General features: G+C 65.7%; 12 protein-coding genes and 1 pseudogene. 7 read left to right on the top strand and 6 right to left on the bottom strand.

Annotation, left to right across the window (positions count from 1 at the left end):
* Positions 1–38 precede the first annotated feature (38 nt).
* Both MTQ12_RS12895 and MTQ12_RS12890 read left to right on the top strand, forming a co-directional pair.
* The gene (locus MTQ12_RS12895) at positions 39–398 is read left to right on the top strand and encodes a DoxX family protein (RefSeq protein ID WP_247618923.1); all 360 of its coding nucleotides are present in this window, start codon (positions 39–41) and stop codon (positions 396–398) included.
* Positions 399–770: 372 nt separating this feature from the next.
* The gene (locus tag MTQ12_RS12890) at positions 771–980 is read left to right on the top strand and encodes a hypothetical protein (RefSeq protein ID WP_137318746.1); all 210 of its coding nucleotides are present in this window, start codon (positions 771–773) and stop codon (positions 978–980) included.
* Positions 981–1,151: 171 nt separating this feature from the next.
* Here MTQ12_RS12890 and MTQ12_RS12885 read toward each other — a convergent pair whose 3' ends face one another.
* A complete protein-coding gene (locus MTQ12_RS12885) occupies positions 1,152–1,814 on the bottom strand; it encodes a methionine ABC transporter permease (protein WP_137318747.1) in 663 nt (220 codons plus the stop codon).
* Positions 1,804–2,877, bottom strand: coding sequence for a methionine ABC transporter ATP-binding protein (locus MTQ12_RS12880; RefSeq protein ID WP_247618922.1), 1,074 nt, complete (start codon positions 2,875–2,877; stop codon positions 1,804–1,806). Before MTQ12_RS12880 ends, MTQ12_RS12885 begins: the two co-directional genes overlap by 11 nt.
* 211 nt (positions 2,878–3,088) lie before the next feature.
* Between MTQ12_RS12880 and MTQ12_RS12875 the strand changes: the two genes are divergently transcribed.
* Both MTQ12_RS12875 and MTQ12_RS12870 read left to right on the top strand, forming a co-directional pair.
* Positions 3,089–3,991 carry a MetQ/NlpA family ABC transporter substrate-binding protein gene (locus tag MTQ12_RS12875; protein ID WP_247618921.1) on the top strand — a complete coding sequence of 301 codons (903 nt, stop codon included), beginning with the start codon at positions 3,089–3,091 and terminating at the stop codon, positions 3,989–3,991.
* Between the two features lie 51 nt (positions 3,992–4,042).
* Positions 4,043–5,053, top strand: coding sequence for a 2-oxoglutarate and iron-dependent oxygenase domain-containing protein (locus MTQ12_RS12870; RefSeq protein WP_247618920.1), 1,011 nt, complete (start codon positions 4,043–4,045; stop codon positions 5,051–5,053).
* Between the two features lie 117 nt (positions 5,054–5,170).
* Here the strand turns inward: MTQ12_RS12870 and MTQ12_RS12865 are convergent, their stop codons facing one another.
* Entirely contained in the window at positions 5,171–5,338 is a 168-nt protein-coding gene (locus MTQ12_RS12865; protein ID WP_175406869.1) for a hypothetical protein, read from the bottom strand.
* 11 nt (positions 5,339–5,349) lie between these two features.
* On the opposite strand from MTQ12_RS12865, the gene MTQ12_RS12860 reads away from it, so the two are divergent.
* Positions 5,350–5,787 carry a DUF4913 domain-containing protein gene (locus tag MTQ12_RS12860; RefSeq protein ID WP_247618919.1) on the top strand — a complete coding sequence of 146 codons (438 nt, stop codon included), beginning with the start codon at positions 5,350–5,352 and terminating at the stop codon, positions 5,785–5,787.
* A gap of 56 nt (positions 5,788–5,843) precedes the next feature.
* Here MTQ12_RS12860 and MTQ12_RS12855 read toward each other — a convergent pair whose 3' ends face one another.
* Together MTQ12_RS12855 and MTQ12_RS12850 are read right to left on the bottom strand one after the other, a co-directional pair.
* Positions 5,844–6,812 carry a hypothetical protein gene (locus tag MTQ12_RS12855; protein ID WP_247618918.1) on the bottom strand — a complete coding sequence of 323 codons (969 nt, stop codon included), beginning with the start codon at positions 6,810–6,812 and terminating at the stop codon, positions 5,844–5,846.
* A gap of 123 nt (positions 6,813–6,935) precedes the next feature.
* Complete coding sequence (locus tag MTQ12_RS12850) at positions 6,936–8,402, bottom strand: relaxase/mobilization nuclease domain-containing protein (protein WP_247618917.1); 1,467 nt, start codon at positions 8,400–8,402, stop codon at positions 6,936–6,938.
* Between the two features lie 22 nt (positions 8,403–8,424).
* On the opposite strand from MTQ12_RS12850, the gene MTQ12_RS12845 reads away from it, so the two are divergent.
* Entirely contained in the window at positions 8,425–9,996 is a 1,572-nt protein-coding gene (locus MTQ12_RS12845) for an ABC transporter ATP-binding protein (RefSeq protein ID WP_247618916.1), read from the top strand.
* Between the two features lie 159 nt (positions 9,997–10,155).
* Here MTQ12_RS12845 and MTQ12_RS12840 read toward each other — a convergent pair whose 3' ends face one another.
* Positions 10,156–11,289: a YihY/virulence factor BrkB family protein gene (locus MTQ12_RS12840; RefSeq protein WP_247618915.1), complete on the bottom strand. Its 1,134-nt coding sequence runs from the start codon at positions 11,287–11,289 to the stop codon at positions 10,156–10,158.
* Between the two features lie 223 nt (positions 11,290–11,512).
* Here MTQ12_RS12840 and MTQ12_RS12835 point away from each other — a divergent pair.
* A pseudogene (locus tag MTQ12_RS12835) lies at positions 11,513–11,859 on the top strand (transposase); the annotation flags it as partial.

The following is an 11,859-nucleotide window of genomic DNA, read 5'->3' as shown; positions in this document are numbered from 1 at the left end:
CACCGCCGGTCGCTGCGCTGCACGGTACGGTATGCGTTATGGAGCTCCTGCCGGATCCTGTATGGCCGGTCATCCTGCTGGCGGTCATCTCTTTCATCGACGGGCTCGTGTGCATCAAGCCCTTGGAGTTCATCGGGCGGTGCTTCGAGGACGTCGGCTTCCCGCGTCGCTGGTGGTGGGTGATTCCACCGATCAAGTTCGCAGCGGCGGCAGGCCTCATCCTCGGGATCCGGATTCCCGGCCTGGCCGCGCTCACCACTGTGTGCCTGATCGTGTATCTCATCCTCGCCATCAGCATGCACATCCGCGCTCGTGATTTTGGCCGCAACCTCTTCGTCAACGCCATCGGGATGCTGGTGATCTGCATTGCGACCGCCGTCTTCTGCTTCCTTGTCTAGACCTGAGCCGCAGGAAAGCAGACGGCTGAAGGATCCAAGCGCAGCTCATTTCAGACCCCGGAGTGCGCAATTGTCAGAAGCTCACTCGAGCTCTATCGGAGCACGGGGGCACAAATGGAGATTGAGTTCGGCGCTGGCCCACTTTCAGCGCCAAATCGGTCGAGGTTGGCTTCGGATCGATCTATGCGATGCCGCTGCGCGTGAATGACTGCATCATTGGTGTCGTCAACCTGTACGCGGGGCGGCGTCGGAGGCTGCAGGCGACTCAGCTCAGTACGTGGCGGGCGATCGTTCATGAGGCGGGCATACTCCGCGGGATGCGTCCTCTACGAGCTGCTGACTGGCCGGACCTCGTTTGTGGGAAGCTCTCAAGTGGAGCTCACCTTCCAGCACGTTCATCACGCACCCGAGCCGCCGTCGAAGTTTCGCGAGCACATCGATCCACGGCTCGACTACATGGTCCTGCGCGCACTGGCGAAGGCCCGCGCGGCGCGAAATCAGAGTGCTGAACAGTTCCGGCTTGCGCTGCTCACTGCACGCCCCGGTCAGAACAGTTCAGGTGTCGCGTTCGGCGCGGCCTGAGCGGTCTCGGAGTGCTTGCCCTCTGGATTGCGGTTGTCGCAGGGTTCGCCTGGCTGCTCGTCACATCCGTGCACGCCTATCGCACCGTGCCGCATCCGGATGCAGACCGCCGGTGAAACTGGGATCTACGCATTGTGCCGTCGTGGCATTGCCTCGTCGTGCGGACTGTGATCACCTCCGAAGGATGAGCTGTGAGACCCAGTTGCCCACGAGCTGAGCGACCTGCACCATGACGATGATGACGGTCACGGTGACGAGGGTGACGTTCCAGTCGAACTGCTGGTAGCCGTACATGATCGCGAAGTTGCCCAAGCCGCCGCCGCCGACCACGCCGGCCATCGCGGACATGTCCACGATGGCGATGAGCATGAAGGTGTAGCCAAGGATGAGCGGGGCGAGCGCCTCGGGAAGGACAATGCTGAACAGAGTGCGCAGTCGCCCGGCACCGGCCGCCCGGGACGCCTCTACGATTCCCGGGTCCACGGCGACGAGGTTCTGCTCGACGACCCGGCCGATGACGACCGAGGCCATGAGGGTCATCGGCAGGATCGCCGCAGCCGTGCCGATCGTGGTCCCGACGACCAGAAGAGTGAGCGGTCCGATGGCGGTGATGAAGATGATGAAGGGGATCGGCCGCACGATGTTGACGATGACGTTGAGGATTCCGAACACCACCGGCTGCTCGAACAGGTTGCCTGGTCGGGAGGCGTAGAGCGCAGCACCGATGATCAGCCCGGCGATGCCGCTCAGCACGATGGTGGCGGTGACCATGACGAGTGTCTCCTGCACCGACTGCAGGAGGACGGGGAGCAAAGTCGGCCAATCAGTGTCCATGGGAAACCTCCTTCTGGGGCTGCTGCGAGGAGAGCACCTCGGTGCGGGTGTGTGCTGCGATTTGCTCGATCGCAGCGGTGATCGCCTCGGGTGGTCCGGTCAGCTCGTAGGTCAGGGTGCCGAGCGGGCGCTCGCCGATCTCGGTGACTCCGCCGAACACCACGGTGCCCGTGACCTGCGCGGCCGCCAGCATGCGGTTGACCTCCGACGAGCCGTACTCCTCGTTGATCTCTATGGCCACGATCGTGCCCGGATGGCGGGCACGGAGGCGTTCGAGCGTGGCTGCGGACGGAGTTCCCTGAGTAGCGGTGGCGATGAACTTCCTCGTGGTGTCGGTCACTGGATTCGAGAAGAGGGAGTAGGTGCTGCCCGCTTCGATGATGCGACCCTTCTCCATCATCACGACGTTGTCGCAGAGCTCGCGGACCACGGCCATTTCGTGGGTGATGACCACGGTGGTGGTTCCGAACTCCTGGTTCACGCGACGCAGCAGTCCCAGCACCTCGGTCGTCGTCTCCGGGTCGAGTGCGGAGGTCGCCTCGTCCGCGAGCAGGATCTCAGGGCTGGTTGCCAAGGCGCGCGCGATGCCCACCCGCTGCTTCTGCCCGCCGGACAGCCGCCTCGGATAGACATCAGCCTTGTCCTCGAGGTCGACGAAGCGCAGCAGCTCGGTGACTCTGGCCTTGATGTTCTCCCTGGACCAGCCGGCGATCTTCAGCGGGTACCCGACGTTGCCGGCGACAGTGCGCGAGCCGAAGAGATTGAAATGCTGGAAGATCATGCCGATGCGGCTGCGCACCTTCTGAAGCTTGGTCTCCGGCAGTCCGGTGATGTCGGTGCCGTCGATGACGACGCTGCCGGATGTGGGCAGCTCCAGCCCGTTGATGAGTCGCACGAGGGTCGACTTGCCGGCACCGGAGTAGCCGACGATGCCGACGACAGAGCCGCGTGCAATGTCGAGAGACACCCCGTCGAGAGCCTTCACGCTGCTCTCCTTGCCGCGCGGGGATGGGTACTCCTTGAAAATACTTATGAAGCGGATGTGGGGATCGATGTCACTCACCGGATCACTCCCTGCGGTTGTCTGCACAGGTGACAGTGAACGACGAGCCGGCTGAACGGGAACCGCCAATCGTCATATGGTGACCTTGTGCGTCATCTGAGGTGGATGTGTGACGAATCGCGACTTTCTGAGACATTCCCCACATACTCCCGATGCGCCTCGGGCATAGCGTTCCGAGCATCAGACTCAACTCAACGCCGAGGAGAATGCCATGACCCGTCCGACAACTCATTCGTGGGTGAAGACCGCCCTTTCCCTATCCGCCGCCGGGTTGCTGCTGAGCGTGGCAGCGTGCGGGGGAGGGGCAGCCTCTGCGGAAGGCCCAGACGATGTCCTCACCATCGGGACCGATGACGGCCAGGAGAAGCACTGGCTGATCATCCAGGAGAAGCTCGCCGAAGGAGGGATCGAGGCCGAGGTCAAGACCTTCTCGGACGGTACGCAGATCAACACCGCCACAGAGAACGGCGATATCGACATCAACCTGTTCCAGCACCTCGCCTACCTCGCGCAGTACAACGTCAACAACAACGGGACTCTGGTTCCCGTGGGAGCGACGGCGGTCTATCCGCTCGCGCTGTACTCGAAGGACTACGGCTCGCTCGAGGAACTGCCGGAGGGTGCGGAGGTCGCAATTCCGAACAATCCGACGAACCAGGCCCGCGCCCTGCTCAACCTGCAGGAAGCTGGACTGCTCACCCTCAAGGACGGTGGCGACTCGCTTTCGACCCCGGCGGAGATCGAGTCCGCGAAGGTGGAGATCACGCCGGTCGACTCGAATCAGACCGTCACCGCCCTCAACGGCTCGGCCGCTGCAGCGGTCGTCAACAACACCCAGGCGCAGAAGGGCGGGCTCGGCGACGAAGCCATCATCTACAAGGACGACCTCGAGTCCGGGACGAACGACGCGTACATCAACGCCTTCGTCACCAAAGAGGAGAACGCCGACGATCCGCGGTGGGAGACGCTCATCGATGTCTACCACTCGTCCGAGGTGCAAGAGGCCGTGACGGAGCTCAACGGGGGAAATCTGAAGTTCAAGGACGATTGGACCGCCGAGCAGCTCGTCGAATTGCTGCGCAGCGAGGAAGAGGTCGCGGCGAGCGGAGCATGACGTCGGGCGATTACGGCCCGCCGCAAGCGACAACGAGACGAGGAGAGCACAATGTCAGATTCCACACTGCCGATCATCGACCTGTCCCGGGCCGACGATCCGAGTACGGCCCAGGCCTTTCGCGACGATCTCCGTCGCGTGACCCACAAAATCGGATTCTTCTACCTCACCGGCCACGGCATTCCCGCTGAGGACTTCGGCGAAATCATCGACGTGGCCCAGCGCTTCTTCGCTCTTCCTGAGGAGGAGAAGCTGGCGATCGAGAACACCAAGTCCCCTCACTTCCGCGGCTACACGCGGACGGGTGGGGAGCGAACGCGGGGGAAGGTCGACTGGCGGGAGCAGATCGACATCGGTCCGAACCGCGAACCGGTTGCAGATCCGCAGTTCCCCTTCGATCGGCTGACCGGTCCGAACCAGTACCCTGCGTCTCTGCCCGAGCTTCGTGAGGTGACCGACCGGTGGCACCGGCAGCTCACCGTTCTGGGCGGCAAGCTGCTGTCCGAATGGGCGCTGAGCCTCGGGCAGCCGGCAGACCTCTTCGCTCCGGCCTTCGAGGATGGTCCGGAGTCCTTCATCAAGATCATTCGCTACCCGGCCCCAGCTGACGAGACGGTCACGCAGGGGGTTGGAGAGCACCGCGACGGAGGAGTGCTCACGCTGTTGTACCCGCAGCCCGGCACCACAGGTCTGCAGGTGCTGACCGATGACGGCTACATCGACGCTGACCCGATCGAAGACGTCTTCATCGTGAACATCGGCAAGCTGCTCGAGGTTGCCACCGGCGGGTATCTGAGAGCCACGGTTCACAGGGTGCTCCCCACCCAGCCGGGGAAGGACCGGATCTCCGTCCCGTTCTTCTTCAATCCCGCACTGCGCAGCTCGCTGCCCGAGGTGCAGCTGCCTTCGGAGCTCGCCGCCCGCGCCCGTGGAGTCTCCCAGGACGAGCGGGACGCGCTGCACGCCGTCTACGGGGAGAATGCCTTTGCATCGCGGCTGCGGTCGCACCCCAACGTCGCGCAGAAGTACTACGCGGAGTTCGTGGAGGCGTCCCAAGTCTGATTGCCCTGGGTCAGGCTGGGATCCCTCGCTGTCGAGAACGCGGACGGTGTAGTCAGGCTTCTGAGGTGCCTGGCGCCCGAGGCGCACCTGACGCGATAGGCCGGGGCCGGTGCGCCCTCAGTCAGTCCACTTCTCGAACTCTTCCGGGTCGACGTGCTCGACGAAGTCGCGGAACTCCTTGATCTCCTCTTCCTCGTCCTCGGACTGCACCTCGGTCTCGACGCTCACCTGGTCGTAGACGTCCTCGGCGACCCAGAGCGGCGCGTCGACCTCGCAGATCGGCAAGGAGGACCAGCATGTCGGATGACTTCGCACCGGCCGAACCCATCGAGGAAGCAACAGAGGAAGAGATCACGGAGACGGAGCCGGCCTTCGAGCCGTTCTACTCGTCCCTGGATCAGTGGGTGACTGATTGGCTGTTGCCGAACTACTCGCGGCCATTACGCGATGTCTCGCAGTTCCGGTGGGACCCGCAGTGGTGGCGGTACTCGGAGGTCGTGATGCGCCTGGAGGCGCTGTGGGCGTCCTGGGAGAAGATGCGGCTGGAGGGCGGGCCGGGAATCGTGACGTTCTTTCGCGACTACCTGGACCCGATGATGCGGGTCATCCTCGACCCGCAGGGGCCGTTCCATGCCTACGATCCGAACAAGACGGACCCGGACGGTGAGCGAGATATGCCGGAGCCGTTGCCGCATTCTCCGCTGACGGTTCCAGACCTGTTCCGACTCGACTGACCGGCACTCGAAGGGGCACCCAACCGCTTTGGTTGGGTGCCCCTTTGATGTGTGCGTCAGCGTTGCTGGACGTGCTCGCGTTCGCGTGTGGGCTGACTCTGGCCTGCCTTGCGGACATGAGCCTTCGAATCAACGGAACGCCGCAGATAGTCCTTAGCGTCGCCCGAGATGTTCTTGAGCGCTTCCCGTCTGGTGGCAGCTGCCTGTGGGTCGCGCTTGGCGACTTCGTCCAGATGCCGGCTCATGTCCCGGTTGTGCTGGGAGTCAGGCAGTGACGCTGCGGCTGCCAGGTGGCCGGTCTCGCGCTTCCGCGCAAGGTCGGCGTCGTCGCCGGCTGTATCGGCGGCGGTGTCGTAGTGCTTTTCCTCAGGGTGGGACTCCGAGTGGGTGCGGTCGGCATCAGCCCCAGCGTCCTCGCGTGTGGCTGTTTCGATTCGGGCGTCTCGCGCCTCCGGGTTCTCCGGGTCTGCCAGCAACGCGTCCCTGTCCTCGGCTGACAACCGGTCGAGGTAGTCGTCGGTGTCGATACCGGCCTCGGCGGCTTCACTCATCGCGGCCTCGCGGAGGGCAGGATCGTGGGCGGCTTCGTCCTCGGCCTGCGCCTGCTGTTCTTCCCGGACCGACTCGGCGGCGGTGTCGTTCGTGCGTTCCTCGGCACGCAGACGGCCAGCGGCATTGTGGTCGTCGAGGGCAGCTTGCAGTGCGTTGAAACGTGCGGTTCCATCGGCACCTTGAGAAGTCAGGTTTTCGATGTTGAGACCGTGCAAGTCCCGGACGCGGTCAGCGAACGCCATGTAGGCGCTGTTCGCCGGTCCGTGGCCCTTTGCTGCGAGGTCCTGGGCGTCAACGATGGAGCGAGCCAGGTGTGCGTTCGATGTCGACTTCCAGAACTGCGCCGAGTAGGCGTCCTTGTGTAGCGCCTTGGCCGCTTCGGCTTCGTCGCGGTGGCGGTCCTGAGCCTGCCGCTGCTGCTCTGCCTCAGCGCCTTGTTCTTGGCGCTCTGCACGTTCGCTCTCGTGCTTCACGTTTGCGTTCGCCGGCTTCCTTGATCTGCATGCCGGCCATGCCGAGGCCGCGTGCGATCCGGCCCATCTCGTTGAAGGACTCGGTCTCTTCCTCTGCGGGGTTCACACTCATGGTTCCGCCTCCTATCGTCCGATCCCGTCGTCGCGGTCGCGCGCCGGGTCGCGGGTGGGTTGTCCTTGTCCGGGCCTTGGTGGTTTGGTCGGCTTCGCACTGCTGCCGGGCATCCCGAACAGCCGTTCGCGGGAGTTCATCGCTGCGCCGCCTCCTCGGCCGCGTTCGCGCGTCTCGGGGGAACGCTCGCGCACTGCTGTTGTGGTGCCCGAACTGTGCCGCTTCGCGGCGTCTTCGAGTACCTGGTCATGTGCTGCGGCGAGCTGGACGCGGCCACCGCCGAACCGATTGCGGCTCATCACCTGCGAGAGTTTCATGGCTTGGCGCATGAGCGCCGTCCAGCCCTCGATGGAATCCCGACTGAGCGCCCGGTCCATGAGTCGGGCCGAGTGTCCGGCCTGCATCGGGTTGGTGGCCACAGCTGCGATGTGTTCGCTGGCTTCGGCCAGGGGGCCGGCCTCGCCCTTCTCGAAGTGGATCGAGGCGGATGCGTAGATCCGTGAGAGGTCCACCAACGACACGTTGCCAGCCGCGAGACGGTTCCGCAGTGCTTCCGTTGGGGGCGCAAACGTCTGCGGTGGCGCGTCCTTCCGGGTGGCGGTGTGGTGCTCCTGCCACACTCCCACGGCTTGTGGGTCGCCTTTTTTTGGTGCGCCGAGTGAGGCGCGCACCTTGGGCAAGCTCAGGTTCTTGTCTAGGTGCTTCGCAGGTGAGTAGAAGATCGGGTCACGGTCGACGCCCTTGGGTGCGGGAAGCGCCACCGAGTAGCCGGTGATTTGGTCAGTGCTGCCCTGCGCGAAGCGGGGTCGAATGATGACGCCGGACGAGTAGACGCGCTGGACGAACTCCGCTTCGCTCGTGGCTCCGGCCGCTGCCGCTCGCAGGCGCCGCCGTAGTTCCTGCCGCTCGTAGTGCGGAGCGTGCTCCCGCTCGCTGCGTTCGCGTTCCCACCGCTTCTCGTGCGGCAGAGTCTGCTTGAGGGCAGCACCTTCGGTGATCGCCAGGCCCCACTCGCGTTCAAGCTGTCTGCAGATCTTCTGCGCGCGTGATTGATCGTTGTGCTCTCGTGCGCGGGAACCGTCCTCGGTGACCATCTGCACGGCGAGGTGAATGTGGTCGTTTCCGTTCTTCGACAGGCCATGCCGGACCGCGACCCATCGTGAGGATTTCGCGCCGTCCGGGTCGATGAATCCCATGCGATCCACGAACTGTTCGGCGATGAGTTTCCAGGCTTCGTCGGTCAACGGTTCGTCGGCGTCTGCTTTCAGCGACAGGGAGCAGTGCCACACGTGCCCGTCCTTCTCGCCCACCTTCACTCTCTTGCCGGCCTCGGCGTCGTAGCGGCGGATCGGAACCTTCACTTCGCGGCCATACATCTTGCGCGGATGATCCAGCGTGTTAGCCAGCGCGAGAGCATCGTCACGGTCGAGCTCTTTACCCGGTTCCACCGTGGCTAGCACCGTGTCGTCACCAGCCACGATGTGCGGGTTCTCATGCTCGTTGGACCGTCCCGGTCCCGCCATCCTCGGCCTGCTCCCGGAGACCGCCACTACCGACGGCGCGATCCTGCTGTCGGGCCGGAACGTGCTCACCGCCTCGGAGCAGAAGCTGCGGCAGATGCGCGGCTCGGATGTGTCGATGGTGTTCCAGGAGCCCTCGACCGCGCTCAACCCGGTGTTCACCGTCGGCTGGCAGATCGCCGAGGGCCTGCGCGCCCACAACCCGAAGATGAGCAGGAAGGCGATGCGGGCGCGCGTCGTCGAGGCGATGGAGAACGTGGGCATCCCGAACGCCGAGGAGCGCCACGACTACTACCCGCACCAGTTCTCCGGCGGGCAGAAGCAGCGGATCGTCATCGCGATGGCGCTCGCGCTCGGGGCCCGGCTCATCGTCGCGGATGAACCCACCACCGCGCTCGACGTCACCGTGCAGGCCGAGATCCTCGACCTGCTCCGCGACCTGCGCGACGACATGGGCACCTCGATCGTCCTCATCACCCACAATATGGGCGTCGTCGCCGACCTCGCCGACCGGGTGGCCGTGATGTACCGCGGCGACCTCGTCGAGACCGCGGACGTCCGCACCCTGTTCGCGAATCCGACCCACGAGTACACGCGCGGGCTGCTCGCCGCCGTGCCCCGGCTCTCCGTCACCGAGGTGCCGGTCGCCGAGGCTGCAACAGGCGCCTCGGCGGGGGCGGCGGCCGCGGCTCCCGGTGCCGATCCGGCCGCGGACGTGCGCCCGGATATCGCGCCGGTGGTCGTCGCGCGCGACCTCGAGATCGTCTATCCGGGCGGCTTCGGCAAGAGCGATTTCGCCGCCGTGGACGGCGTGAGCTTCGAGATCCGGCCGGGCGAGGTGTTCGGCCTCGTCGGCGAATCGGGGTCGGGCAAGACGACCATCGGGCGCGCGATCGCGGGTCTGACCCGGGCGACCGGGGGTTCGCTCACGGTGTTCGACCACGAGATGGTCGGGTTCAGGGAGAAGGCGTTCCGACCCGTGCGCAAGCGGATCGGGTTCGTGTTCCAGGACCCGGCGGCCTCCTTCAACCCGCACCTGTCGATCGGCGAGTGCGTGGCCGAGCCGCTCGCGGTGCACCGTCCGGAGCTGGGCGATCAGCAGCGCCGGCGGGCCGCGCTCGACCTGCTCGAGGCCGTGCAGCTGCCGCAGTCCTATGCCGCCCGGTTCCCCCACGAGCTGTCCGGCGGGCAGCGCCAGCGTGCGTCCTTGGCCCGCGGCATCGCGCTCGACCCGGAGCTCCTCATCGCCGACGAGCCGACCTCGGCACTCGATGTTTCGGTGCAGGCGAAGGTGCTCGAGCTGTTCCGCGAGCTGCAGGAGCGGTTCCACTACGCGGCGCTCTTCATCAGCCACGACCTCGCCGTGGTCGACATGCTCTCCGATCGGATCGGCGTGCTCTTCCACGGCCGGCTGCTGGAGGAGGGGACAGGTGCGCAGGTGCTCGGCAACCCGCAGCACGACTACACGCGGCGTCTCATCGCTTCGCTCCCGGTGCCCGATCCGGTCGAGCAGGCCCAGCGGCGCGAGGTGGCCCGGGCGCTGCGGGAGTGAGGACATGAGCGAGCCGTCGGTCTGTACGCCGTGGTCAAGGCGCTGGACGCTTCAGAGCCGGGCCCGCGCATGCGAGCGGCTCGCCGGCGAGTGGCCCGGCGATTGAGCCCGGGCCCGCACCGAGCGGGCCTCACCCGCTGCGGGGCATCCCCGCGCTGCTCACCGCCGCGGGTCGTCCTCTGAGGTTCCGGAGGACTCTCCGGCAGCCGTCTCCTCGCTCTCGGCGGCGACGGGGTGCTCCTGCGTGCCGCCCGCGGTCACCCGCAGGCTGCGGGCGCGGCGCACATCCTCGTCGAACTTCTTCGCCTTCTTGTCGCTGGCAGCGGTGTCGCGCGGCGGCAGCTGCAGGTCCACCTCTGCGGGGATCCCGGCCTGCAGCTCGCGTCCGCGCTCGAGCTCGGCGTCGACCTCTGCGCCGAACAGCAGGATCGCATTGATGATGTAGATCCACAGCAGCAGGATGATGACGCCGGCCAGGGCGCCGTAGGTCGCGTTGTAGTTGCCGAAGTTCGACACGTAGAAGAAGAACCCGAGTGTCGCGAGCACGGAGACGAGGATGGCGATCAGCGCACCGAAGCTGACCCACCGGAACTTCGGCTGCTGCACATTCGGCGTGGCGTAGTACAGCAGTGCCACGACGAAGACGACGATGAACGCCAGGACGAACCACTTGGCCACGTTCCACACACCCACCGCGGCGGAACCCAGGCCGATCAGATCGCCCACTCCTTCGGCGACCGGGCCGGACAGCACGAAGATCATCAGCGCGACAGCACCCAGCACCAGGATGAGCGCCGTGAGCAGGTACATCTGCAGGGTGAGCTTGATGCCTCCACGACCCTCGGGCACGTCGTAGATGGTATTCATCGCGCGGCCAAAGGCCTTCACATACCCCGAGGCCGACCACAGTGCGACGAGCAGACCGATGATCAGGCCGAGGCCGGGCGCCGGCGCGGTGAGCACCGACTCGAGCGGGGGACGCACGCTGTTCCAGGTGTCCTCCGGCACCACGCCCTGCACCTGGTCGAGGACGGCGGTGACGGTCTGCCCGCTCTGCCCGAACAGGCTGAGGATCGAGACCAGGGCGATGAGGCCGGGGAACACGGAGAACACGGTGCGGTAGGTGAGCCCTGCGGCCACGTCCGTGCAACCGTCGGCGGCGAACTCGCGGATGGTCGTCCGGAGCACGTACTTCCACGACGGTTTCGTGAGGTCGGTCGGATCGTCGGGCTTCCGGTCGTCCTCGGGATGCGGAGCATCCGCCGGGTGATCTGCGGATCGAGTCTCGCTCATCGTCTGCCCCCTGGTGCAGAATATGGTCTCAATAGTCAAGGCACCTTGATTATAGAGTAGATTCCGCGGCCCGGGTGCGAAGCCCCGGGGTGTGGCAGATGGCGGTGCGGGGGTTTACTCCACATCGGCAGCGGTGAGCTCGGCGGCGGCGAAGTCGAGCAGACCCGGGTGAACCGCCCTGGGTTTGATGCCGCTGCTGTTTGAGTCCGGAAGGATGGACAGCATGCCGAAGAAGATCGATCCCCAGCTGCGCGCGAGGTGCGTGCGGCTCGTGCGGGACCACGCCCAGGAGTACCCCACCTTGACCGCGGCGACGGCCGCGGTCGCGCGCCAGGAAGGTGTCTCACGTGAGTCCGTGCGGCGCTGGCTGGCGCAGGCCGAGGTCGACGACGGGACCCGGCCCGGCGTCACGAGAGAGGAGTCCGTCGAGGTGAAGCGGCTGCAGGCGGAGGTCAAGCGGCTGCGTGAGGACAACGAGATCCTGCGCCGGGCCTCGATTTTCTTCGCGGGGGAGCTCGACCCCCGCAACCGCTGATCCTCGCGTTCATCGACGAGATGAGGGCCGAGGGC

The sequence above is a fragment of the Brevibacterium sp. R8603A2 genome, from assembly GCF_023072605.1.
Classification (GTDB): domain Bacteria; phylum Actinomycetota; class Actinomycetes; order Actinomycetales; family Brevibacteriaceae; genus Brevibacterium; species Brevibacterium pityocampae.
This window is presented reverse-complemented; position numbering and strand designations above follow the sequence as displayed.

Excerpts from the sequence above, each read along its gene's own strand:
- MTQ12_RS12895 (WP_247618923.1), top strand. The coding sequence starts at position 39 with ATGGAGCTCCTGCCGGATCCTGTATGGCCGGTCATCCTGCTGGCGGTC.
- MTQ12_RS12885 (WP_137318747.1), bottom strand. The coding sequence starts at position 1,814 with ATGGACACTGATTGGCCGACTTTGCTCCCCGTCCTCCTGCAGTCGGTG.
- MTQ12_RS12875 (WP_247618921.1), top strand. The coding sequence starts at position 3,089 with ATGACCCGTCCGACAACTCATTCGTGGGTGAAGACCGCCCTTTCCCTA.
- MTQ12_RS12870 (WP_247618920.1), top strand. The coding sequence starts at position 4,043 with ATGTCAGATTCCACACTGCCGATCATCGACCTGTCCCGGGCCGACGAT.
- MTQ12_RS12860 (WP_247618919.1), top strand. The coding sequence starts at position 5,350 with ATGTCGGATGACTTCGCACCGGCCGAACCCATCGAGGAAGCAACAGAG.
- MTQ12_RS12840 (WP_247618915.1), bottom strand. The coding sequence starts at position 11,289 with ATGAGCGAGACTCGATCCGCAGATCACCCGGCGGATGCTCCGCATCCC.